This is a genomic window from Streptomyces sp. NPDC033131, from assembly GCF_055578365.1.
This window is the reverse complement of the sequence record NZ_JBVIPA010000045.1, coordinates 37,778-60,912: the sequence shown is the minus strand read 5'-3', so window position 1 is coordinate 60,912 and position 23,135 is coordinate 37,778. Positions and strand designations below refer to the sequence as shown.

The following is a 23,135-nucleotide window of genomic DNA, read 5'->3' as shown; positions in this document are numbered from 1 at the left end:
AGGTTGTTCGAGCGTGGGGGAGGAGCCACGTGGGCGTTTCGGCAACGCGGCGAGGTGCGGTGCCAGACCACGCGACCCGGACGGGCATAGTGCAAGGACCCCTAAGCCGCCACCAGCAGGACCCGATCCTCCAGCGGCATTGACCGCGGCCGGCCCCTGCGGACCGGGTCAGCTTCCTCACGCCGCAGCGCGGTGATCAGCTTGCCGAGCCGCCGCGGGCTCAGCCCGGTGAACGGGGCTGTCCAGGACGACTCCGACGCCGTGATCACACCACTCACACAGCAGTTACGGGACAACCTCTATGACCGCAGCGCCTCGTGAGCGAACTCCAGGAACGCCCGAGCGCGGCGCGTCGGGCGGGCCTTTTGTGCTCGGGCGAGGACGACGTCTACGGTGCGCACGTCGTCGAGGATCTCCCGTTGCACGACTGGTGGGCCGGCGTAGGTGGTGGGCGAGGGCGGCCGCTGGAGCAGCATGGAGTAGCCGGCGCCACTCGCGACCAGTGAGCGCACGGACTCGAAGCTGACGGTCGTGAACCTCACCTCGGGATCCACGCCAGCGGTCTCCAACACCTCGCGGACCAGCGTCGCGCTCGCGGGCACGTCCAGCATCACCATCGGCTGATGTCGCAGCTGGGAGAGCGCGATCGGGCCGGCGTCGGCCGCGAGCCGATGATCGGCCGGAAGAAGGACGTAGGGGCGCAGCGAGTACAGGAGGCGGGTCGTGACGGTGGGGGCGATGCCGAGGTCGTACATGAAAGCCACCTCGCACGTTCCGTCGAGCAACCGCTGCTGCAGCTCGCCGACCGAGCCCTCGAAGAGCTCGACATCGACGGATGGGTACCGGCGCGGAAACAAGCTCAGGACCCTGGGGAGGAGAAACGGTGTCAGGGCCGGGTAGCAGCCGAGCACAAGGGTCCCGTCCACCGAGTGGCCGAGGCTCTGCGCAATGGATTGCACCTCCGCGGCATGGGCGAGCAGATTGCGGGCCTCCGGCAGGATGCGCTGCGCGGCTTCCGTCAGCGTCACTCCCCGTGCTTTCCGGCGCATGAAGAGTTGTACTCCCACCACGCGCTCCAGGTCGGCGATGGCCAAGGAGACGGCCGACTGCGACACCCGAAGTCGCTCGGCCGCAGCGGCCATCGTTCCGAGCTCGGCGACTGCGACGAGGTACTCCAACTGACGCAGCGTCAGTCGCGATACGACTCCGACCATGTCGCGAATATAGGCCATACGTGAGTTTTTCTCATCACAGCGTTGATTAACCTCTTCTTTATGGAAGCTCGCGTGGCTTGGACAGTGGGGGCGCCGGACGGGCACAGAGCGAGGAGAACGCCAGATCGTCTACTTCCACCGCGGCGCCGGTGACACCGACGACATGCCATGTATACGTCCGGGCCGATCACCTTCCGCGGCTTCCGCCGATCGGCGGCGACGAGGGCGAGATGCTCGACTGCACCGCCGCTCCACGCCACGACCGGAGCCGGCTGGGGTGCCAGCTCGCCGTCACGGCGGAACTGGCGGAGATTCACGTCGACATACCCGATTGCCAGGTCTGATCGTGCACTACGCGCCCCCACCTCGGCTTCGGCAGCGGCGTGCATCTGTGCGCAGGTCACTGGGCCGCGCGAATCTCGATCGGTGAGATTGCCGTGCCGCTGCTCTACGAAGCCCTCCCGGGCCTCCGAACAGATGCCCGACGGAGCGAGAGCTGGAACGGGTGGGTGACCCGCGGCCATACGACCCTCCCGGTCACCTGGGACGAAGGATGACGCACCGTCCGACACCGGCGGCGTGATCGATGCAGTTCAGGGCACTCCATACGGAGCTCCCGGCGGCGTCTGCACCTAGCTCGACGACCACGGCCTCGGACGGTCGCGCGGCGGGCTGCCCACCAAGCTGCACCTGGCCGTGGAGCAGGGCCGAAAACCTCTGTCGCTGCTGGTCACCGCCGGGGCAGCGGCACGCCGGCCCGCGGTCCCTGCCGGTCCTGGAAGGCATCCGGGTGCCCCGCATCGGCCCGGGCCGGCCACGGACCAAGCCGGACGAGGTCCGCACGGACAGGGCCTACGGCTCCCGCGCGAACCGGGCCTACCGGCGCAGACGCGGGATGGGCTGCACCCGGAGAATGCCGACCAGGTCCGCAACCGCACAACCGCATGAAACTCGGACCCGCGGCGGTCGCCCGACCAACCCTGCTACCCCACCCGTTCTTGCGGCTGTCCTCGCGAACCCACAGCAGTTCGATGCCGCAGAGGGCAGCCCCAAGTCCACGCGGCCAGCCCGCCGACCAGTTCAGCCGAGTTCTTCGGTCAATCGGTCGTTGAGGTCGGTGTCGCGCTCGCCGATGATCAGAGTCGGGCCGGAGTTGTGGTCAGTCCTCACGGCGCGGAGTATGTCAGTCCGTCCGGCTCCACAGCACCCGATTACTCAGGATCCACCTTCGCAACAGACCCTGGACTGGTCTAGAACTAGCCAGCCCAACTCCTGCGCTCGAGCGTGCTCTGGTCATCGAGCGTCGCGCCGATCATGCGAGCCGCCTCGCGAACCCTCGGCAGTACTGTCTGCTCCGAAAACCGCCGGGTGTAGCAGCTGACGCCGAGGGCAGCAACCACGATGTCGTGCTCAACGACGGGTACGGCGAGGCCATCGCGCCCCAGCTGGATCTCTTGGCGCACGACCGCGTATCCGGCCTTCCGGGCCTTCTCGCATTCACGCAAGACCGCGCCGGGCAGGAAGGTTGTGTAAGGCGTCAAAGGGTCCAGTCCGGACGTCAGTAGGTCGACGGCCTCGGACGGCGGCATGGCTGCCAGAAGGACCCGGCCGATCGCCGTCGCATGGTAAGGGAGGCGACCTGCAAGTCGTGCCTTGATTCGGCCCGCGCCTGACCCGGCAATGAGATCAAGTACAACGACGGCGGTTCCACCGGGGACAGCGAGTATGGCATGGCCGCCGGTCGCCGAGCTCAGGTCGTGCATGATCGGCAGGGCCGCCTCTCGCAGCCGCCGGGCCCGGCCGGCCAGCGCGGCGCGCTCCCACAGCCGCAGACCGATGCCGTAGTACCCACGCTGGTCCTGCTCGAGCGCGCCGACCTCGACGAGTTCGCGTAGCAGGCGCAGCGTTGTCGACATCGGCAACCCGGTGCGCGCCTGGACCCCGGTCAGGTTGAGCGTTGTATGCAGATCATCAAATGCTTCGAGGACCGCGAAGAGCTTGCTCGTAACCGATCGCCCCGGCTCCTGCCGCTTACCGGTCATGGATCCCCCGATTTCGGGACGCGGTGGAACAGCCTGCCTGACCGCCACCGATGGAGGATACGGCGGGCGCGGGAGGAATGACGTCGTGCGTCTGCGATCGCCGACGCGCGGTTTGGACTCGTAACGTTGCCGTTACTTCTGATCTATATCGTACAAGCCGTTCAGCGCCGCGTCATCACGGACTTCACTAGAATCAGACCCGCAGTGGAGGTCACCGCCCAGAGCGAATCTCTGCCTGCCCCTTCTGATCCCCGCCTGCCGTGCCGCCTCCGAGCGGGCCCATCCGCAGGGACGGCCAGCAGCGTGATGACCGGAATCCGAGCCGCGCTTGCATGCGGCAGCTTGGTGCGGCGGCCTCGTCCGGGCTGGGTGAGGAAGCCTTGGCGGGTGAGGCGTCCGAGCCGGCTACGGGTGATGTTGACGGTCGCTTCGCCAGTGGGCATGCCGACGAGTTCTTGACCGTCGCTCCCGGCCGCGACTCGTACAACGCGACCGCGACCGCCTTGAACTCCGGCGGGTAGTGCTTCATCACCATCGGTGCGGGACTCCACCAAGACCATCAAGGTCCGAGTGTCTCTGGTGTCCAACATCCAAGGCCAAGCCCCCGCTACGAGCTCAGAGCTGACCTCGACCAGGGACTGCTGGAACTGGCGGCCAGCATAATCCGCCTCGACCCGCTCCGGAGATCATTCTGAAACGATCAGGTAGGGGTTCGGAACTCACGCGGTTCCGTCACGTCGAGTGTTCTGCGAGCTCGCCTCGATCCGTGGCGGACATGATGGGGCCCGATCGTCGGGTTCTTCCGACGATCGGGCCCCATGTGGGCCGTTACGTGCTGCTCCTGACGGACGGTTCGCCGATCGCTCTCCGCGAGATGTACCGGCATGCCTGCGGTGAGCCGATCAGACGAATTCGGCGACGGCCATCCCGACGAGCCATTCGGTAACGGGTTCATATGCGCGTACCTCAACCGGACTGTCCTCGGAGAGGCCGGCCAGCGTCAGCCAGCTTCGTATCTCATGCGCACCGTTGCCGGCCTCTTCGATGTCGTCGTCGGAGAGGCGGAAGATCTCCTCGAACTCCTTGCGCTTGAAACGGTCCAGGAACCATAGATCGAACTCCGAGTTGATCTCGCCGGAGCGGCTGTGGCCCACCCAGTGCGACAAACCGCCGGTCGCCACGACGGCCACACGCTCGACAGCGGTCGAAGCCTCGATTGCCTTGCGGAGCGCCACTCCGAAGTCGAAACACCTCCGCAGCGTCGGCATCGGACTCACCGCACAGTTCTGCAGTATGGGGACAAGCGGAAGCCCCATGCCCGGACTGAGTTTCGCATAGACACTGATAACGCCGTGGTCGAGCCTGAGCTGCTCGGAGAACGCGACATCGAAGTCGGAGACCAGCGACTCCGTCAGCTGCCGGCCGAGGGCGGGTGATCCGGGCACGGTTCCCGGTTCGAGGCCGAGCCACCGCTCCACGGGCGCGATGTGTTCCGGCCCGAGCCCCACACACAACTGCGGCATGTTTTCCAGGAAGAAGTTGGTGAAGTGCTCGTTGGAGACCACCACCATCGCCTCGGCCCCCGTGTCGCGGATACGCCCGCCGACCGAGTCGAGCGCATTCATGAACCGAGTCCTCTTACCCTGATTCGCCTGGTCGGCTTCGGCCAGCATCATCGGGGCGTGCGATGCGCAGACCCGCGCGACTATGGACGCCATGGGAGGGACCTTTCCGGGGAGGCAGCCGTCTCGCGGCTGCTCTTGAACACATTCCGGTAGTCCTCACGCCGGACACCGTTCTCGCGAGCGAACCCACTCGCCAGTACCCGATGGACACCGAGTTCGACGAGTGCCACGAGATCGCAGTCGCGCAGCGCCGCTGTTTCCTCCGGCGAAAGGTCGTGTGCCATGTCCAAGCGGTCGGCCTGCAAGCCGTTCTCACGGGCTCTCAGGAAGTCGAAAATGGCCCGTTGCAGGGTGTAGGCCGTCACCGGATCACCTTGGAATGCCGCGTCGTCGGGTCGGTCTGGGCCGTCTTGAGGAGGATGTCGACAAGCAGGTCCGGTTCGTCGACCATGACGTCATGGCCTCCCGGGACTTCGTGCCGGGTCCAGTCACGGTCACCCGCCAGGCTGTCCCACACCCTGTCGAAGCTGGGCTTGTTATACGACGGCGCCCGTACAAAGGCCTTCACGGGCACTCGGTCGCGCGCTCCGGTGAGCCTGATCGGGGTGAGTGAAGGGCCGACCGGTTGCGGCGTGAGGAGGGAGTCGACCCACTCCCGGTCTGCGGCATCCCGGACCCCGAAGAACGACGCGGGTGGAGCCGGCCGGCCCAGTTGTCCCGTCGCGAGCGCATGGTCGACCGACTTCTTCGCGTCGTTCGCCCCGTGGTCGAGCAGCAGCTCACCGTCCTGCGGGAGGTAGCAGTCCACGTAGACCGACGCGCGAACCGCCGTCGTGCGTTCGAGTACTCCCGACGCCACCCAACCCCCGTAGGAGTGGGAGACCAGGACGACATCGTCGAGGGACTCCCAGCGCAGCACGTTGACGACGTCGGAGATGTGCGTGTCGAGATCGATCTCCCTGCTCAGCAGATGACTGCGTTCGCCCAGACCGGTCAGCGTCGGCGTGAATACACGGTGCCCCAGCGCCGTCAGCCGCTGAGCCACCCTCGACCAGCACCAGCCACCGTGCCAGGCTCCGTGGACCAGGACGAAGGTCGTCGACCCCCTCATGACGCCGACACCCGTCCGATCGGCTCGACCATGGCGAGATGGCGCCGGACGACCGGACTGCGGTGCTGTTCCAAGACCGCCGTCCGTTCGGGGGACTGCTCGAACCGGGCGGAGGCGTTCTCCCAGTCGGGATGACTCAAGGCCCAGATGAATTCGTTGTTGGCGCGGTCGGCCACGGCGAACTCGATCGTGAATCCGTACTTCTCCCGTACTGGGGCGATTGCGTGGAAGAACTTCACCACGTCGTCGATACCGCCCGCCGCGACCTCGTAGCGTCGCAGTTGCATGCTCATCTCGCTCCCTCTGAACGTTGCTGCCTCGCCGCGATCATTGCCAAGGCCCTGCGAACCCACCGTTCGAGCCGTTCGTGACACTGTCGAGTCGCTTTCGCATACTCGTCCGCGGATTGGGCTCCGCCGCCTCGACAGGGCAGCCGGGCACAGGCATCTTGCGCCTCCCGCTCGACAATCTCCAAGGCAGCGTTGCCATTCAATGAACATGCGCGCACGGGCGTCGGCGTAAGTGAGTACGCGGAGGTGAGGCGTCCGTCGTGGGGCGGGACGTCCGCGTGCAGTCGTCTGGCAGCCGTTTCTGGCGAGGGTGTGCCACGCGGTTGAGGCTCATCGGTGGGAAGTGGGTGCCCGCTCGGTCGGGCCGTCGCGTAACGACGGTTGATACGGCTACCGCGCGGCCCATTGGCACGTAGCCGACGCGGGCCCGGAGGATGTCGACGCAGCGGTCGAGGCGGCCAACGCGTTCGTCGACCCGGCCTGGAGCGAGCTCAAGCCTGCGGCTCGGGAAGACATCTGTGGCGGATCGCGGATCTGATCGACCAGCACTTCGACTAAGGGGTCCTTTCACTATGCCCGTCCGGGTCGCGTGGTCTGGCACCGCACCTCGCCGCGTTGCCGAAACGCCCACGTGGCTCCTCCCCCACACTCGAACAACCTCGCGCGGGGGGACCCCCATCGCGGCCGCTCCGGCGCCTTGCGATGCACGGCACCAGACCACGCGACCTGATCGGACGCTCATAGTGAAAGGACCCCTAACTGGCCCGGCTCGAGACGACGGACCAGGGCCAGCCGCTCAGCATCTCGACGACGGCCAACATCGGGTTTCCCGGCCGAGATATTCCGGTACTAAGCGGGCCGGTGCACGAAGATCGAGGACTCCACAGTCCCGGTCTCGATCCCAACACGTGTCGCTCGGAGTCTGCGCCCTCATCACTCCGTGGAATTTCCCTTTCGTGCTCGGTGCCTGGAAGGTCGCGCCCGCCCTGGCCACCGGGAACACGGTCGTCCTCAAGCCGGCGGAGCAGACTCCTCCGAACTCGGTGGGGCTGGTGCGGCTGGCTGGAGGCCGGCATCCCACCGGGCGTGGTCAACGTCCTTACCGGCGGGCGGACGCCGGTCAGGCCCTGGTGCGCCACAGCGGCGTCCGCAAGGCCTCCTTCACCGGCTCCGGCCCGGTGCGGGCCCCGCGCCTGCTCACCGTTGCCGTCGTCGACACCCGGTTAAGGCGCTTGGTGGATGGCTTCGCCGTGCCTTCGCGGACCAGCGAGCCCGATTCTGTTCCGGCTGGACTGGACAGGCACGCTCCACTCGTAGGGCCCGGTGAGCACCACCATGTCACGGTGGCCACCAGCCGGACGCTCGGTTGACCCGCAGCGCCGAGGCATCCGCGACCTGTGCTTCCGTGTTGGGGCCGAACGCCATTCGCGGTAGTGGGCAAGTAGTGCTCGTCGGGCGTCTAGTTGTCATCGCATCGCTAGTGATATATAAAATCATATATGATTTGCTGTGTCCGGGCATGCGAGCGGACGCGCGGTTCCCGCCCGCGTTCCGCGCGCCGCCGATGCAATCGTCGGGCCGCAACGAATCGCCGCCGGTCCTCGCCGCGAGCAGGCCGGTTCTCCTATGAGCAAGGGGTAGCCGATGCTGGATCCCGCACAGATCGAGCGGATCGTCCAGGAACTCCTCGACGCCGACCGCACCCGCGCTGTCGTGCCCCTCCTGACGGCGCGATATCCCGGCATGACGGTGGAGGACGCCTACGCGGTCCAGGCGGCGTGGGCGCGACAACGCGTCACAGCGGGGCGGCGGGTCGTGGGGCGCAAGATCGGCCTGACCTCAAAAGCGATGCAGGCCGCGACCGGCATCACCGAGCCCGACTACGGCGTCATCCTCGACGACATGGTCTTCGAGAACGGAGCCACAGTTCCCTTCGACGCCTACTCGAACGTGCGGATCGAAGTCGAACTGGCATTCATACTCGACCGATCGCTGGAAGGGCCCGGCTGCACGCTCTTCGACGTGCTCGCCGCGACGAAGTACGTCGTGCCGGCCCTTGAAATCCTCAACTCCCACATCGAACTCCAGGGTCGGACGATCGTGGACACGATCAGCGACAACGCCGCGATGGGCGCCATGGTCCTGGGCGGCCGGCCAGTGGGGGTCAGCGAAGTCGACCTCCGCTGGGCAGGGGCGATGCTGTACCGCAATCAGAGTGTCGAGGAGACAGGTCTTGCGGGCGGCGTCCTCAATCATCCCGCGAACGGCGTGGCCTGGCTGGCCAACAAGCTTGCTCGGCACAGCGGGGCCCTTGAGGCCGGCCAGATCGTCCTGGCGGGGTCCTTCACGCGACCGATGTGGGTCGAGCGGGGCGACACCGTCCACGCGGACTACGGAACCTTGGGGGCTGTCACATGCCGCTTCACCTAGATCGCACACTCCGGGACGCGCTCGCAGGGAGCGACCGGCCGCTCGTCGGCATGTGGGTCTGCAGCGGCAGCCCGCTGGTCGCGGAGATCTGCGCCGGCAGCGGCGTGGACTGGCTGCTGGTCGACGCCGAGCACAGCCCGAACGGTCTGGAGTCGCTTCTCGCGCAGTTGCAGGCGATCCACGGCTGTCCGGCGATCCCGCTGGTACGGCCTCCTGTCGCCGACCCCGTCCTGATCAAGCAGTACCTCGATCTCGGCGTACAGAACCTGCTGATACCGATGGTGGACACGCCGGCGCAGGCCGCGGCAGTCGCCAGGGCCGTCGCCTACCCGCCGGCCGGTGTCCGTGGCGTGGGCAGTGCCCTCGCACGCGGTTCCCGTTGGAACCGCGTGGAGGATTACCTGCGCCGGGCCGGCGAGACGCTCTCGGTCTACGTCCAGATCGAGAGCGCCGAAGCCGTCGGCAATGTCGACGCGATCCTGGCCACTACGGGTATTGACGGCATCTTCGTCGGCCCCTCGGATCTGGCCGCGTCGATGGGCCTGCTCGGGCAGCAGGACCATCCGGACGTGGTGGCGGCGGTACTGCACTGCGTCGACGCGGCCGCCCGCGCCGAGGCCGTGGTCGGTCTCAATGCCTTCGCTCCCGCCCTCGCCCGGCGCTACTTGGAGGCGGGTGCGGACTTCGTCTGCGTGGGCGCGGATGTCCAGCTCCTGGCGCGGGGCAGTGAGCGCCTCGCCGCAGAATTCATCCCCCGGCCCGACCCCGAGGAGGTCCCGTGACCAGGATGCAGCGCCCGGGAAAGATCATCGCTGTCCACCTGAACTACGCCTCACGCGTCGCACAGCGCGGCCGGAAGCCGGCCAAGCCGTCGTACTTCCTCAAACCCTCCAGCTCGGTGGCCGCGAGCGGGGACGCGCTGGAGCGGCCGGCCGGCACCGAACTGCTGGCCTATGAGGGGGAGATCGCCCTGGTCATCGGTGAGCGGGTGCGCCGGGTCCCGCCCGATCAGGGCTGGGCCGCCGTGGCCTCGGTGACCGCCGCGAACGACTTCGGGGTCCATGACCTGTGGACGGCCGACAGGGGTTCCAACGTGCGATCCAAGGGGGGTGACGGGTTCACCCCGCTCGGACCGGACCTCATCCCGGCGTCAGGACTCGATCCGGCCGCGCTGCGGTTGCGTACGTGGGTCAACGGGGAGCTCGTCCAGGAGGACACCACAGACGGACTGCTGTTCCCGTTCGGCATCCTGGTAGCGGACCTGTCCCAACTGATGACGCTGGAGCCCGGCGACATCATTCTCACCGGAACTCCGGCGGGCGCCTCCGTGGCCGTTCCCGGCGACGTGGTGGAGGTGGAGGTCGACGCCCCGACCGCACCGGGCACGCCCAGCACCGGGCGGCTCACCACCCGCGTCACCCAGGGGACGGCTCCCTTCCCCGAGTACAGCGCCCAGCCGGAGGTCGACGACACCCAACGGATCAGAGCATGGGGTGACGCCGAGCGCGCCGGTGTCGCGGTCACCACGCCTGCCGTACTCACGGACGACGTGCGTGCCCTGCTTGCCGGGACGGCGGTCGCCACGATCAGCGCCGAGCTGCGCAAGCGTGGCTACCCGAACTCCTCGATCGACGGGGTGCACCCGCTGAAGCCGGGCACGCGGATGGTGGGGCAGGCGCGCACCCTGCGTTTCATCGCACATCGGCCCGACCTGTTCGACCAGTTCGGCAGTGGTCACAACGCCCAGAAGCGAGCCTTCGACTCGCTCCGGCCGGGTGATGTACTTGTGATCGAGGCCCGCGGCGACGCCTCGGCCGGTACGGTCGGCGACGTCCTGGCGCTGCGGGCGAGGACGCTGGGGGCGGCAGGCATCGTCAGCGACGGAGCGGTGCGTGACGCGGTCGCGGTCATGGACATCGGCATACCGGCCTTCGTCCAGGCCGCGCATCCCTCCGTGCTCGGTCGCCGGCACGTGCCGTGGGAGGTTGACACGACCATCACGTGCGGTGGTTCGGCCGTCCAGCCGGGCGACGTGGTCGTCGGTGACGACGACGGCGTGGTCGTCATACCCCGCCACCTGGTCGGGGAAGTGGCCGTCGCCGCCGCCGAGCAGGAGGCACAGGACAGCTGGGTCGCGGAACGGGTCGCCGAGGGGCATCCGGTAGACGGTCTATTCCCTCCGGACGCCACCTGGCGTGCACGCTACGACGCATGGCGAAAGGCGCCGCGATGAGCGAGAGCAAGACCGAAAAGGCCTATCGCTTCATCCGGGCCCGGATCGAGGACGGCCGGTACTCGCCTGGCCATCGGTTGGTCCTCGACCGCATCGCCAAGGAAGTCGGGGTCAGCGCGGTGCCCGTCCGCGAGGCCGTCCGGCTCCTGGAGGCCGAGCAAATGGTCACTTTCGAGCGCAACGTCGGTGCCCAGGTCGCCTTCCTGCACGAGCAGGAATACGCCCACACCATGCAGACACTCGCCCTTGTCGAAGGAGCGGCCACCGCGCTCGCGGCGCCGGCCCTCGACGCCGATCAGATCGCCCGGGCCCGGGCGATCAACGAGCAACTCCGCGAGACCCTCAAGGAGTTCGACCCGGACCGGTTCACCCGGCTCAACACCGAGTTCCACGAGCTGCTGTTCGAGAAATGCCCGAACCCCTACCTGCTCGATCTGGTCCACCGAGGCTGGAAGCGGCTGTCCCTGCTACGCGACTCCGTCTTCGGTTTCGTGCCCGGCCGGGCCCATGACTCGGTCAGGGAGCATGAGGAGCTCCTCTGTCTCCTCGAAACAGACAGTGACCCTCTCACGATCGAGCTCGCCGCCCGCCATCACCGGTCCAACACCCTCGACGCCGTCCTCGCCCATGAGGAGGGGCGTCGGTCAGGCCAGGGGCGCACCCAGTAATCCAGCAGTGTGTCGCTACCCGGCCTGGTCACAGGCCGCCCGGTGCTCGTGTGTCAGCACCGTCCGAGGACCCGTTCCGCGGCACCCACGATTCCGTCGCTGTCGGCCCGGTCGAGGATGGCGGCAATGTGCCCGTGAGGGCGTACGACCCAGCACTCGTCGCGCGAGATGTCCAGCCTCGCGGCGATCTCCGGAGCCAAGAGGTCGTCGAGGTGAAGGAAGCGGTGGAGCATCGGGACGCTCCTGGCGAGCAGACCGGCAAGGCCTTCCTCGTCGTCGAGCGGGTGGGTCGTGAGGACCGACAGTGTTCCGCGGACCAGGCGACGGAGGGTCGTAAGGTCGCCGCTCCCGGGGTCATGGACCCAGGTGTCCCGGATCAGGACACCCGGAACGACGGGCGGTTGCTGCCCCTTGGCGGGCCGCCCGGGATCACTCGTGAGGGGTGACTGATGGTGAGCGGTGAGTCGACGCACCAGAAGGGTTCCGGTCCCACGCTCCTCGGGCTCCAGGCCGAGCTGAACGAAACCGTCAACATGGCGATCCCGGACGGTCACGACATCGTCTACGTCATGCGGTTTCGCGGTCCCGGCCTGCTCGAAATCCGACTGCAGGTCGGCAGCCGACTTCCGGCGTTCTGCACCTCCCTGGGACGCGTGATGCTCGCGCAACTGCCCGCGGAGGAACTCGACGCCTTCCTCGCGACGGCCGATCTCGTCTCCCGGACCGAGCGGACGGTCACCGATCCCGAACAGCTGCGGTCCCTCATCACGAAGATCCGCAGAAGCGGCTACGCCGTGAACGACGGCGAACTCGCCCAGGGCCTGCGCGGCGTGGCCGTCGCCATCCGCTACCCGGACGGCCGCCCGGCCGCCGACGTGAACGCGGCCCTGGCCAGGCCGTTCACCCCGGGAGAAGTACGAGATCGGCTGGCCCCGCGCGCACTGTGTCCGCGGTGGTGACTGCAGGTGTGCGGCCAGCCGGGGAACGCTTCACGTCGTTCGGTCTCTGAGCGGTACGGGCGGGCGTAGGCCCACGCGTCGAGCAGGGTGCGGTCGAAGCATTCGACCTTGCCGCTGGTCTGTGGCCGGTAGGGCCGGGTGCGTGTCTCATAGGACCAATGGGAAGCGATTACGCCCTTTCCCGTAGAAGGTGACATGACCGCAACCGACGTGATCCACTCCACCCGCCAACGCCTCGGCCGCCTCCGTATATACCTCGACACCCGCCTCGGCGGTCCCCTGCCGCCTGCGGAGGTCCAGCGGCAGATGCTGGCCAGGATCGAAGAGTTGGGCTGAGGCTCGGCGTGGACGAACGCGCCATCGGCGGCAAGTACGTCTTCGCGCAGCTCGGCATCTGGCTCGCGTCGACCGAGCGCATCGTGGTCGGTTCCGGCATCGCCAACATGTGGGCACGACCCGGGCGAACCATGCACGGCGCCGCGGCCGTGCTGGCCGACGGCTGTCCCGGGCGTTTCGTGCTCGGCATCGGAACCGGCAAAGCGGATCAGGCGGCCGCGGTCGGCCTGCGTTACGATCGGCCGCTGGCTCAACTGCGCGGCTACCTCGACCAGATGGAGGCGCCGCCCTTGACCATCGCACCGCCTCCGGACGCGCGGTACCCCCGGCTACTGACGGCGGTGGGGCCGAAAGATGCTCGCGCTGGCCGGCGAGCGCGCCGATGGCGCGCTGCCCGCGGCGGTACCGCCCGAACAGATCGCCGCCGCCAGGGAGACCCTCGGTCCGGACAAGCTGCTGATCCATATGCTGGCGACCGTGCCCGACACCGATCGGCAGCGTGCGCGGGACATCGCCCGCACGATCGTGCGGGCCATCATCAAACGCGCCGAATCACAGTACGTGCACAGTCTCGGCCGGCTGGGCTTCACCGAGGAAGAGGTCACAAGCCTGGACGACCGGGTGCTCGATGCTCTGGCCGTCTACGGCGACGAGACCGTGATCGCCAAGCGCGTCAACGAATATCTCGACGCCGGCGCCGACCATGTCGTGATCTCGGCACCGGCCCGAGACCTGGTGGCCGTGACGGACCATTACGCGCGCCTGGCCCCGGCCGTGTTGGGCTCCTGACTGGCATCGGGGGGCGCCAGGCCCGTGGTCCACGCGGAGTCCTACGATCGGCTCCGGGATCTGGCGCTGTCCCCGTCGGACTCGCCGACGTTCATCAGGGACGTACTGGAGGAGCAGGGATCACGAAGTGGACGGCGGCGCACTTCGGCGAGGTCCCGGCGCCTGCCCACATTCGTGGGCAGGCGCCGGGCAGATTCCCCACCTCTGATGTGCGGATGGTCATCGCTGACGTCGGGGACGGTCACGTACCTTCTCGCATTTCAGCAGCTCGCAGTCGTCCCAGAGCACCAAGGACACCTGTCTGCGGTGGCAGCGTGCTTCGTTGCGGGCGGTCGGGGCCCGGTCCGTCGCCGTACCCCGGCTACACTGCGGCGCCCACTGTGGCGGGCGCCGCGGCGGGTGCTGCGGCGCGCGCTGTGGCGCGCTGGTGGGAGAGGACTCCGCCGAAGGCGGCGAGGAAGCTGCTGACCAGCGCGGTGATGGCGAGGTTCGCCGTGTTCTGGTCCGAGGCGGTGGGCATGCCGACGACCAGGTAATTGACCAGGCCGCTCATGACGGCCCCCGGGATGCCGCCGGCGAGTGCGGCCTTCACTGCGGCGGGCAGCCGGCTCGCCCGCGTGGTGTCTGTCGCCTTCCGGGCGGCGAGCACCTGGTGGACGAACAGGGCGGTGAAGCCGGCCAGCAGTCCGGCGACCAGGCCGGTCAACGCGTGGCGGAGGGCGTTGCCACCCTCCCCCGACGGCATTCCGATGAGGGGCCCGCCCACCAGGCTTGCCACGATCGTGCACACCGCCGCGCAGGCCAGCGCATAGGTGGCGGCGACCTGCGCGGGGCTGAGCCGACGCTTTGTCCCAGGAGCGGGCTCCAGACCGAGGAGGCGGTCGAGGGACACGGGGCCAGGGCCGGTCGACATCACCATGAAGAGCGCAGCGATGAGCAGGATGTGGAACTCGTACCCGGCGCCCAGGGCCTGGACCTGGCTCCCGTCGTGCGGGGTCATGAAGCCGGTCAAACGGGCGACCATGGCGATGGCCATCCCGATCTGGAAGGTCATCACGATGGCTACGGCGCGCGAGAACAGACCCACGATAAGCGCCAGGCCGGCGAGGGGTTCACCCACGATGACCATCCAGCCCAGTGGCCCGGGTGCGGCGAAGCCGAGGTAGTCGCGCATTATCACCAGGAATGCCTGGGGGTCGACGAGCTTGTCCAGGCCATGGGCGAGGATGATCACTCCGGCGGCCAGGCGGGCGACGAGGGAAGCTACGGAGCCCGACGAGCGAAGCTCGGGCAGGCCCAGCGCGGTGGGGAGGGTGAAGCGGGCATGCGGCACGGCGCGACTCCAGGCGGTAGAAGGGAAGGGAACCCCTGTCAACACCAGAACAGGTCAACTGTTCGGCTCGGGGTGTGCCCCGTCACTGTGGAGGACGAGCCGCGTGGGAGGGAACCGCTTGGTTCATCACAGTTTGCGATGAGCGCATCGACCGCACGGATGTGCTTCACGCCTGGTGGCCGGCGGCGGCCTCCGCGTCGGCGAAGAGCTTGCGCAGCCATTGGTGGCCCGCGTCGGCGGTGTGCGAGGGGTGCCACCACAGGGCCAGCAGCAGGGGCGACAGAGGAACGGGACAGCGCAGAACACGCACGGGTGCGCTCTCGGCGAGGCGACGCTGGACGAGCGCGATCCGGTTGGTGCCGATCAGGAACGAGGGCAGTGCGGTGAAGCTGTCGAGGACGATCTGCGGCCGCGGCTCAACGCCATGGCTGCGCAGTTCCTGCGTGGCGGTGGTCAGGGCACCCGGACGGCGGTAGGTGAACACCCACGGCAGCTCGTTGAGGTCTTCCACCGTCAGCTCCTCACCTACGGCGGTGTTGTCCCGGGCGGTGACGCAGACCCACTCGTCGCGCAGCAAGTCCTGGTAGGGCACGTCGGTCAAAACGCCGTGCGGCAGCACGACGGCGTCCAGGGAGCGCAACGACTCCGGTGCCCGGTCCGTGACATCCGGGGTCAGCTGCTGCAGGTACAGCTGCGCTCGGGGGGCGCGGTCGCGGAACAGCTGGGAGAGGGACTGGCCCAGCAGGGTAGCGATGTAGTCGGAGACGGCCACGGTGAAAGCGCGCTCGGAGGACGCCGGGTCGAAGTCGGCCTGCAGAGAGAAGACCCTGTCTGCCATCGCCACCGCGCCTGCCACGTGTTTCAGCAGCTGGTGGGCCAGCGGGGTGAGCTGGTATGTGTTGCCGACCCGGATGAGCAGCTCGTCGTGGTAGTGGCGGCGCAGTTTGCTCAGGGCGCCACTTACGGCCGGCTGGCTGAGATCGAGCCGCCCGGCGGCGCGCGTCACGCTGCGCTCTTCCAGCAAGGCCTGCAGGGCTCTCAGCAGGTTGAAATCCAAGTTTCGGCTCACGGCAGGCATCGTATCCAATCATCAGCTCCGCCGATATTCCTGGCGGCACTATCGCGTTCACTTATCAGTCAATGAGTGCCTGACCGAAGGGCACCCGTTCCCCGTTCCCAAGGCCTGCAGGGCACCGGGCCGGTCAGCGCGGAGGAACGAGCCGTCGCTGTCGTTCGGCGAGCGGCTGGGGCTCGTGTCGGGAGACCTTGGCGAGCAGGCGGGCGAGGGTGAACTCCTCGTCGGGGGTCAGGTGTTCCAGCCAGCTCTTCTCGCGGTTCGACGTCCACCAGTGCAGGAACTCGTCGATGACGGTCTCGCCCTGCTCGGTGAGGGTGACGATGAGCATGCGTCCGTCGTCGGGCTGGGGTGTTCGGGTGAGGAGGCCGGCCCGTTCCAGGGTGTGCAGTGCCGAGGTGACGCTCGCGGTGGAGATGCTCAGCAGGTCGGCGAGTCTGCGGGGGGACGTCGGACCTTCGTACTTGAGCGTGCTCATCAGCCGGAAGCCGGCGAAGGTCAGCCCGGCGGGGCGGGCGAAGTTGGTTTCGATGTCGCGTTCGAGCTTCTTGGCGACCCGGACGAGGTTGAAGCCCACGGACGCGGAAGCCAGGTGCGGGTCGGCGTCGGGCAGGTCGAAGCCGGAGGCGGCGGCCAGACGTTCGCCGTGGTTCCGCGGGGCCGGATCTTGTGTCACGGAGACCACCCCGCCTTCGTCATCAGCGCCCTCACAAGGGACTCACAGTTCATTTCCTGCCCGCCAGTGTCTTGACATATCGGTTTCGGGAGCCTTCTACTGCACCAAGTCGCTAGAAGCCTAGCAATCTCCCCGGAGGTCTTCCATGACAGCGTCGTCCACGCCCTCCCCCAGCCGCACGGGCATGCGGTTCCCCGACCAGCCGGTGTACTCAGGCTGGTCGACCCCCTCGCGCGTCGAGGCCGACATCTTCGAGATCGAGGCCGACGGGGAGATCCCCCGCGACCTGCGCGGCCGCTACTACCAGATCGCTCCCGACCCGGCCTTCCCCAACCGCACCGGCGACGACCTCCCCTTCAACGGCGACGGCATGCTGCGCATGTTCACCTTCGCCGACGGCCACGTCGACTACCGCAGCCGCTACGTGCAGACCGAGAAGCTGAAGCTGGAACGCGCCGCCCGCCGTTCGCTGTTCGGCGCCTACCGCAACCCCTACACCGACCATGTCACCGTGGCGGGCAAGAACCGGGGGGCGGCGAACACCAGCGTCGTCTTCCACGCCGGGAAGCTCCTGGTCCTGAAGGAGGACGCCCGCCCCACGCGACTCGACACCGACTCCCTGGAGACCTGCGGGGAATGGGACTTCGACGGTGGGGTCAGCAGTCCGACCTTCACCGCCCACCCCCGCGTCGATCCCGTGACAGGTGAGATGTTCGCCTTCGGGTTCGAGGCGAAGGGCCTGGCCAGCCGGGACATCGCGTACTACGTCCTCGACGCCCACGGCAAGGTCCTGCACGAGGTGTGGTTCCAGGCCCCGTACACCAGCATGATCCACGACTTCGTCGTCACCCAGGACTATGTGATCTTCCCGGTGATGCCCAACGCCGCCGACCTCGACCGGATCAAGGCGGGCGGGCCGCACTGGCAGTGGGACCCGTCCAAGGAAACCTGCCTGGGAGTGATGCCGCGCTACGGCACCGCGGACCAGATCCGCTGGTACCGCGGCCCGGCCCGGTTCACCTACCACTTCTTCAACGCCTACAACGAAGGCACCACGATCCACATCGACGGCTGTGTCGCAGAGGCTCAGCCGGCCCCGTTCCTGTACCCCGACACGGTCCCATATGACGTCACCAAGGGCGTGTCCAGGATCACCCGCTGGACGGCCGACTACGCGGCCGACGACGGCAAGGGCTTCGAAGAGCACGTACTTCAGCCGGAGTTCGCCGAATTCCCGCTCATCGACGACCGGGTGGAAACGGGCCGGCACCGCATCGGGTTCACGGGGGCGCGTGTCATCGGTGACGAGTACAAGAGCGCTGACGGCATACAGTCCCTCAACACGATCATCCGCTATGACTTCGACAAGCAGCAGGCCACCGGCCAGTACGTCGCGCCCGAGAACTTCACCTTCCAGGAGCCGGTCTTCGTGCCCCGCGGCGACGACGCCCCTGAAGGCGACGGTTATCTCCTGGCCCTGGCCAACAACTGGACCACGATGCTGAACGACCTGTTCATCCTCGACACCGCCGATCTGGCCGCCGGTCCCGTGGCCACCCTCCACCTCCCCCTCCGCCTGCGCGCCGGCATCCACGGGACCTGGGTCCCCGAGCACCTCGTCCAGGCCGGCTGACCTCCAGCAGGAGGCACCAACTGAGCTGACAGCCAGGTCCATCGTCCGCGGGCGTCCGGCGTGGCCGTCGGCCGGTGTTGACGGCCGCGTCCCGGACACCACATGCGCCCCCATCGCGGGAGCCGACTTCACTCTGGCGGGACGGCGACGACCGTCTCCACGCGGTCCAGGACCCGCCGCACCCGAGCATTACCCGCGGGGCCGCTTGCGTGCGCGCCTGTGAGGAACCGGTTCCGCGTTCTTGGCCGTGAACCTCATCCCGCGTGACGGGCCGGTCGGCAGGATGCCGGCCGCCACCGGTGCGCCGGCCGTGGCGGCCCGCCCTGATCCACTCGAAGGTGGACGCCTTCGGATACCAGTCGCCGACCACGCGCATCTTCGGCGAGGACGGCGACCACCTCGACTCGGACACCGCTCTTCGCGGTCACGTCGTCTGCGGTCCGCACCTTCATCTCCCGCACGGCCGACGGCCCGGGCCGTCCCGCCGGCGTCTGCGGCCCGTAATTCTCGGTCGAATACGGCCTCGTCCCGACACGGTCGCGGCCCTCGCAACCCACCACCATCAAGGAGCAGTAGCACCGATGGACACCATGAGCAACCACCCCCAACTTCAAGCCGTCACCCCGGCCGCGGTCGCGTCGGAGCCGGACGACGGCACCCAACGGCTGCTGATCGGCGGCCGGTGGAGGGCGGCCGAGGGCGGCCGCACGACCTTCACCCTCAGCCCCATCACCGAGGAGCCGCTGGGACCCGTCGCGGCGGCGTCGCGGGCCGATGCCGCCGCAGCGGTGGAGGCGGCCCGCGCGGCGTTCGACAGCTGGTCGCACACATCTCCCGCCGAACGGCGAGCGATCCTGTCGCGCGCGGCGGACCTGCTGGAGGAACGCGCTCCCTCGATCGCCGCCACCATGACCGAGGAGAACGGCGCCGCGGCCTCCTGGGGCCACTTCAACGTCCACGTCGCCGTCGGAATCATGCGCGAGGCAGCCGTGCAGGCCTACGGCCTGATCGGCGAGGTGCTGCCCTCCGACGTCCCCGGGCTGCGGGCCACGGCCGTGCGCCAGCCCGTGGGTGTGGTCGTGGGCATCGCGCCGTGGAACGCCCCGCTCATCCTCGGTGTCCGCGCCATCGCGTGGGCCCTGGCCTACGGCAACACCGTCGTCCTCAAGGGATCCGAGGAGTCGCCCCGTACACACGGCGCGATCGTCGCCGTCCTGCGTGACGCCGGCATGCCCGACGGCGTGGTGAACCTGATCACCAACGCCCCCGAGGACGCCGCCGAGATCGTCGAAGAGCTGGTCGTCCACCCGAGCGTCGGCGCCGTGAACTTCACCGGCTCCACCCGGGTCGGCCGGATCATCGCCCAGAAGGCGGCCACCCACTTCAAGCGGACGCTGCTGGAACTGGGCGGCAAGGCGCCGCTGATCGTCCTCGACGACGCGGATCTCGACGCCGCCGCGGGCGCGGCCTCCTTCGGTGCCTTCATGTACCAGGGCCAGATCTGCATGTCGACCGAGCGGATCGTCGTCGACCGGTCCGTGGCCGGTGCCTTCACCGAGCGACTGGCCGCCCGTGCCAAGGCCCTGGTCACCGGCGACCCGAGGAACCCGGACACCCAGGTCGGCCCCGTCATCAACCGCCGGTCCCTCGCCCACCTGCGCGCACTCCTGGACGACGCGGTGCAGCGCGGTGCGCTGATCGCGTCCGGTGGCGGCTTCGACGGCCTGGTCCACCAGCCCACCGTCGTCACCGGCGTCACCCCCGAGATGCGTCTGTACCACGAGGAGTCGTTCGGCCCCGTGGTGAGTGTGGTCGTCGCGGACGGCGTGGACGACGCCGTCCGCATCGCGAACGACACCCCCTACGGCCTGTCCAGCGCAGTGTTCGGCAAGGACGAATCCCGTGCTACGTCCGTGGCCGGAAGGCTGCACACCGGCGTCGTCCACATCAACGGCGCCACCGTTCACGACGAGGTGCTGATGCCCTTCGGCGGCGTCGGCGACAGCGGCTGGGGCCGCTTCGGCGCGCGCGCGGCATTGCACGAGTTCACCGATCTGCGCTGGGTCACCGTCTCCCAGCAGCCGCGCCACTACCCGATCTAGGAAGGAGATTTCGCACGTGAAGAATCTGATCGGTCCTGAGATGGCGGAGCGCCTGGCGATCCGCGAATTGATCGAGAACTGGGTGCTGTGGCGGGACGCGGCCGACTGGGACCGCTTCCGAGAGGTGTGGCACCCCACGGGCCGGATGATGGCCACCTGGTTCCAGGGCACCGGCGACGAGTTCATCCACGTCAGCCGCGAGGGCTTCGACCGAGGCGTGCGCATCCTGCACTTCCTCGGCGGCACCACCGTCGAGGTCGGCGGCAGCCGGGCGGTGGCACAGACCAAGATGACCATCTCCCAGCGTGGCGAGGTCGAGGGTGTCGCGTGCGACGTGGTGTGCACCGGCCGCTTCTACGACTTCCTCGCCAAGCACGACGGACGCTGGACCATCGTGCTGCGCCAGCCCATCTACGAGAAGGACCGGCTGGACCCCGTCAGCATAGGCACCAGCCCCGATCTCGACCCCGACCTGCTCGCTGCCTTCCCCGAGGGCTACCGGCACCTCGCCTACCTCCAGAGCAGGATCGGCTACCCGGTCAAGCCCGACATGCCCGGACTGACCGGACCCGAAGTCGAGGCACTGTACGCCCGAGGGGCGGCCTGGCTCGACGGCTCGGAGTCCCTGCTTCCTTAGTACCGCCGGTTACCGCCACACCGGTGCCGGACTGACACGGCAGCTCCACGACGGACGTCAGGTCCACGACGGACGTCCGTGGCGCGCGCCCTCGTAAGTCCAGGAGGCCCCTGCATGCCTCCTGGACTTACGAGGGCGGGGGCCTCCTGCATGCCTCGCGTCCGGCACCTGACCGGCGGCACCGCAGCCGAGGCGTGGGCGGCCGGTCAGAGGCCGCCCCGGGCGCGTCGCGGACGCGGGCCGCGTGCGAGCTCGGCCCACTCTGCATTGTGCGGACGCAGGCGCCGCATGAACCATCTCGCCGGTGTATGCCGTCACCGGCCTATCGAGGACTGATGTAGTTGATACCCAACGTCGCGTCGTCACCTTCCCGTTCCTCAACATCCAAGCCGGCGGCACTGAGCACCGGCACACTCGTCGCCGCTTGCGCCGCGGTCTTCATCGCAACGGTCGGGATGGGCCTGCCTGCCGCGATCACCGGCGTCATGCAACAGACACTGCAGGTGTCCGGCCCCCAGCTGTCCTGGATCAATGCAGCCTTCCTGGTGCCGACCGCGACGCTGGGCCTGACGTTCGGCGTACTCGGCGACCTCTACGGGCGCAAGAAAATTCTCGTCGGCGGTGCGGCCCTGATGGCGATCGGCTATGCGGTCGCCGCGATCGGCGTCTCGGTGCACGCCCTGTACGTGGGGCAGGCCCTCTCCGGTATCGGCGCCGCGGCCCTGTTCGCCTCGTCACTCGCGTCGATCACAGCTGCGACCCCCGGGACGGCCGAGCGGGCGCGCGGGCTCGCGGCCTGGACGACCGCGCTGTCCCTCGGCGCGCTGGTCGCTCCTGTGATGTCCGGCGCCGTCGTGGAGTTCACCTCGTTCCGCTGGGCCTTCGTGGCGGTGGGCCTGTTCGCCGTCGTCAGTGTCGCACTCAGCCTGGTGTTCGCCGCTGACTCCCGTGCGCCGCAGGGCAGATCGCTGGACCTGCCCGGGCAGGCGACCATCACCGTGGCCATCCCGGCCCTGCTCTTCGGAGTCATCCAGGGTCCGACGTCGGGCTGGGGATCACCTGCTGTGGTCACCGCCTTCCTGCTCGGCGTCGTGTTTCTGGCCGCGTTCCTGGTCATCGAGGCCAGGTCGACGTCCGCGATGCTGAAGCTGGACGTGTTCCGGATCCCTGCCTTCTCCGCCGCGGCTGTCGTCGCGGTGATAGGGATGTTCGGCTCTCTCGGCGGAGCGTACGGGCTGAGCGTCCGGCTGGGGGTGATCCAGCACCGGAGCCCATTGGAGTCGGCATGGCCGTTCCTGGTGATGCAGGGCGTCACACCGCTCATGGGACCGCTGCTGGTGCGCCTGCTCCGCAAGGTCGCTCCGCGGGTGTTGCTCGCCGCCGGTCTGGTGCTGACCGCGGCGGGGCAGCTGTGGCTGATGTCGCTGCCCGTGAGCGACACCAGCCTGCTGACCATGCTCCCGGCGCTCATCCTCATCGGCATGGGCTTCGGCCTCCTGATCGGAGCGATGACCGCCGCCGCGGTGAACACCGTGCCGATCGAACTCGGCGGGATGGCAAGCGCCGTCACGACGGTGATGCGCGGCTTCGGCCAGGCTCTCGGCCCGGCCATCATCGGCACCGTGGCGCTGACCTCGGCCGGAACCGTGCTGGCCCAGGCCCTGCCCGACGCCGGTCTGGCCGCCGCGCAGCAGCACGCGGTGCAGGCCGTCGCCGCCGAGGGAGGCCCGCTCGCCCTGGCCTCGGCGCCCATGGGGCCGCGGGTCGGCGCTCTGGTGACGGAGGCGCTGACACATGGCTACAACCTCGGGTTCCTGGTGAGCGCCCTCGCCTGCCTGGTGGGCGCCGTGATCAGCGTGCTGTTCCTGCGCGACATGCCGTCCTGCTTCTCCAGGACGGCGAGGTAGTCGTCGTACCGCGCGGCGAACTCCCGCTCGTCACCCAGGGAAGCCGTTGTGCAATTCGATACGGGTGACCGAGGT

At 68.4% G+C, this 23,135-nt stretch carries 23 protein-coding genes and 3 pseudogenes; 13 read left to right on the top strand and 13 right to left on the bottom strand.

Features of this window, described 5'->3' with window-relative positions; all coding sequences use genetic code 11:
• Positions 1-104: 104 nt before the first annotated feature.
• From ACZ5XS_RS38305 to ACZ5XS_RS38275, 7 genes and pseudogenes are all read right to left on the bottom strand, one after another.
• Positions 105-278 (bottom strand): annotated as a pseudogene (locus tag ACZ5XS_RS38305) (IS5/IS1182 family transposase); the annotation flags it as partial.
• Between the two features lie 21 nt (positions 279-299).
• Complete coding sequence (locus ACZ5XS_RS38300; RefSeq protein WP_468659342.1) at positions 300-1,178, bottom strand: LysR family transcriptional regulator; 879 nt, start codon at positions 1,176-1,178, stop codon at positions 300-302.
• A 1,292-nt stretch (positions 1,179-2,470) separates the two neighbouring features.
• Positions 2,471-3,304: an IclR family transcriptional regulator gene (locus ACZ5XS_RS38295; protein WP_468659340.1), complete on the bottom strand. Its 834-nt coding sequence runs from the start codon at positions 3,302-3,304 to the stop codon at positions 2,471-2,473.
• An 854-nt stretch (positions 3,305-4,158) separates the two neighbouring features.
• Entirely contained in the window at positions 4,159-4,974 is an 816-nt protein-coding gene (locus tag ACZ5XS_RS38290; protein ID WP_468659338.1) for a DODA-type extradiol aromatic ring-opening family dioxygenase, read from the bottom strand.
• Positions 4,962-5,246 (bottom strand): hypothetical protein, encoded by a 285-nt coding sequence (locus ACZ5XS_RS38285; RefSeq protein WP_468659336.1) that lies wholly within the window; start codon positions 5,244-5,246, stop codon positions 4,962-4,964. Before ACZ5XS_RS38285 ends, ACZ5XS_RS38290 begins: the two co-directional genes overlap by 13 nt.
• Positions 5,243-5,992 (bottom strand): alpha/beta fold hydrolase, encoded by a 750-nt coding sequence (locus ACZ5XS_RS38280; RefSeq protein WP_468659334.1) that lies wholly within the window; start codon positions 5,990-5,992, stop codon positions 5,243-5,245. Before ACZ5XS_RS38280 ends, ACZ5XS_RS38285 begins: the two co-directional genes overlap by 4 nt.
• Entirely contained in the window at positions 5,989-6,279 is a 291-nt protein-coding gene (locus ACZ5XS_RS38275) for a hypothetical protein (RefSeq protein ID WP_468659332.1), read from the bottom strand. Before ACZ5XS_RS38275 ends, ACZ5XS_RS38280 begins: the two co-directional genes overlap by 4 nt.
• 437 nt (positions 6,280-6,716) lie before the next feature.
• Here ACZ5XS_RS38275 and ACZ5XS_RS38270 point away from each other — a divergent pair, with 437 nt between their 5' ends.
• The 5 genes from ACZ5XS_RS38270 (at position 6,717) to ACZ5XS_RS38250 (ending at position 11,613) form a co-directional block, all read left to right on the top strand.
• Positions 6,717-7,652 carry an aldehyde dehydrogenase family protein gene (locus ACZ5XS_RS38270; protein WP_468659330.1) on the top strand — a complete coding sequence of 312 codons (936 nt, stop codon included), beginning with the start codon at positions 6,717-6,719 and terminating at the stop codon, positions 7,650-7,652.
• Positions 7,653-7,926: 274 nt separating this feature from the next.
• Positions 7,927-8,712, top strand: a complete 786-nt coding sequence (gene hpaH / locus ACZ5XS_RS38265; protein ID WP_468659328.1) for a 2-oxo-hept-4-ene-1,7-dioate hydratase — start codon at positions 7,927-7,929, stop codon at positions 8,710-8,712.
• 50 nt (positions 8,713-8,762) lie between these two features.
• Positions 8,763-9,494, top strand: coding sequence for an HpcH/HpaI aldolase family protein (locus ACZ5XS_RS38260; protein WP_468659326.1), 732 nt, complete (start codon positions 8,763-8,765; stop codon positions 9,492-9,494).
• A 5-nt stretch (positions 9,495-9,499) separates the two neighbouring features.
• Complete coding sequence (locus ACZ5XS_RS38255) at positions 9,500-10,945, top strand: fumarylacetoacetate hydrolase family protein (RefSeq protein WP_468659346.1); 1,446 nt, start codon at positions 9,500-9,502, stop codon at positions 10,943-10,945.
• Entirely contained in the window at positions 10,924-11,613 is a 690-nt protein-coding gene (locus ACZ5XS_RS38250; protein ID WP_468659324.1) for a GntR family transcriptional regulator, read from the top strand. The genes ACZ5XS_RS38255 and ACZ5XS_RS38250 overlap by 22 nt, the downstream gene beginning before the upstream one ends.
• A 53-nt stretch (positions 11,614-11,666) precedes the next feature.
• Here ACZ5XS_RS38250 and ACZ5XS_RS38245 read toward each other — a convergent pair whose 3' ends face one another.
• Positions 11,667-11,846, bottom strand: coding sequence for a hypothetical protein (locus tag ACZ5XS_RS38245; protein WP_468659321.1), 180 nt, complete (start codon positions 11,844-11,846; stop codon positions 11,667-11,669).
• Positions 11,847-12,062: 216 nt separating this feature from the next.
• Between ACZ5XS_RS38245 and ACZ5XS_RS38240 the strand changes: the two genes are divergently transcribed.
• On the top strand, positions 12,063-12,572 hold the full coding sequence (locus ACZ5XS_RS38240; RefSeq protein ID WP_468659317.1) for an IclR family transcriptional regulator: 510 nt from the start codon (positions 12,063-12,065) through the stop codon (positions 12,570-12,572).
• On the opposite strand, the pseudogene ACZ5XS_RS38235 reads toward ACZ5XS_RS38240, so the two are convergent.
• Positions 12,461-12,715: pseudogene (locus ACZ5XS_RS38235) on the bottom strand (integrase core domain-containing protein); the annotation flags it as partial. The gene ACZ5XS_RS38240 and the pseudogene ACZ5XS_RS38235 overlap by 112 nt on opposite strands.
• A 52-nt stretch (positions 12,716-12,767) precedes the next feature.
• Between ACZ5XS_RS38235 and ACZ5XS_RS38230 the strand changes: the two are divergent.
• The 3 genes and pseudogenes from ACZ5XS_RS38230 (at position 12,768) to ACZ5XS_RS38220 (ending at position 13,697) form a co-directional block, all read left to right on the top strand.
• Positions 12,768-12,908: a hypothetical protein gene (locus ACZ5XS_RS38230; RefSeq protein ID WP_468659350.1), complete on the top strand. Its 141-nt coding sequence runs from the start codon at positions 12,768-12,770 to the stop codon at positions 12,906-12,908.
• Positions 12,909-12,916: 8 nt separating this feature from the next.
• A pseudogene (locus ACZ5XS_RS38225) lies at positions 12,917-13,174 on the top strand (LLM class flavin-dependent oxidoreductase); the annotation flags it as partial.
• Positions 13,175-13,262: 88 nt separating this feature from the next.
• Complete coding sequence (locus tag ACZ5XS_RS38220) at positions 13,263-13,697, top strand: LLM class oxidoreductase (RefSeq protein ID WP_468659315.1); 435 nt, start codon at positions 13,263-13,265, stop codon at positions 13,695-13,697.
• Positions 13,698-14,058: 361 nt separating this feature from the next.
• On the opposite strand, the gene ACZ5XS_RS38215 is transcribed toward ACZ5XS_RS38220, so the two are convergent.
• The 3 genes from ACZ5XS_RS38215 to ACZ5XS_RS38205 all read right to left on the bottom strand — a co-directional run bounded on the left by ACZ5XS_RS38215 (position 14,059) and on the right by ACZ5XS_RS38205 (position 16,781).
• Positions 14,059-15,030 carry a DoxX family protein gene (locus ACZ5XS_RS38215; protein WP_468659313.1) on the bottom strand — a complete coding sequence of 324 codons (972 nt, stop codon included), beginning with the start codon at positions 15,028-15,030 and terminating at the stop codon, positions 14,059-14,061.
• A gap of 166 nt (positions 15,031-15,196) precedes the next feature.
• Complete coding sequence (locus ACZ5XS_RS38210) at positions 15,197-16,099, bottom strand: LysR family transcriptional regulator (RefSeq protein WP_468659311.1); 903 nt, start codon at positions 16,097-16,099, stop codon at positions 15,197-15,199.
• A 133-nt stretch (positions 16,100-16,232) separates the two neighbouring features.
• Complete coding sequence (locus ACZ5XS_RS38205) at positions 16,233-16,781, bottom strand: MarR family winged helix-turn-helix transcriptional regulator (protein WP_468659309.1); 549 nt, start codon at positions 16,779-16,781, stop codon at positions 16,233-16,235.
• Positions 16,782-16,926: 145 nt separating this feature from the next.
• On the opposite strand from ACZ5XS_RS38205, the gene ACZ5XS_RS38200 reads away from it, so the two are divergent.
• The 3 genes from ACZ5XS_RS38200 (at position 16,927) to ACZ5XS_RS38190 (ending at position 21,153) form a co-directional block, all read left to right on the top strand.
• Complete coding sequence (locus ACZ5XS_RS38200) at positions 16,927-18,414, top strand: carotenoid oxygenase family protein (protein ID WP_468659307.1); 1,488 nt, start codon at positions 16,927-16,929, stop codon at positions 18,412-18,414.
• A gap of 581 nt (positions 18,415-18,995) precedes the next feature.
• On the top strand, positions 18,996-20,516 hold the full coding sequence (locus ACZ5XS_RS38195; protein WP_468659306.1) for an aldehyde dehydrogenase family protein: 1,521 nt from the start codon (positions 18,996-18,998) through the stop codon (positions 20,514-20,516).
• Positions 20,517-20,532: 16 nt separating this feature from the next.
• Positions 20,533-21,153, top strand: a complete 621-nt coding sequence (locus tag ACZ5XS_RS38190) for a nuclear transport factor 2 family protein (RefSeq protein ID WP_468659304.1) — start codon at positions 20,533-20,535, stop codon at positions 21,151-21,153.
• Between the two features lie 322 nt (positions 21,154-21,475).
• Here the strand turns inward: ACZ5XS_RS38190 and ACZ5XS_RS38185 are convergent, their stop codons facing one another.
• The gene (locus ACZ5XS_RS38185) at positions 21,476-21,640 is read right to left on the bottom strand and encodes a hypothetical protein (protein ID WP_468659302.1); all 165 of its coding nucleotides are present in this window, start codon (positions 21,638-21,640) and stop codon (positions 21,476-21,478) included.
• Here ACZ5XS_RS38185 and ACZ5XS_RS38180 point away from each other — a divergent pair.
• On the top strand, positions 21,639-23,060 hold the full coding sequence (locus tag ACZ5XS_RS38180) for an MFS transporter (protein ID WP_468659301.1): 1,422 nt from the start codon (positions 21,639-21,641) through the stop codon (positions 23,058-23,060). The two genes, ACZ5XS_RS38185 and ACZ5XS_RS38180, sit on opposite strands and share 2 nt — an antisense overlap.
• Positions 23,061-23,135: the final 75 nt, after the last annotated feature.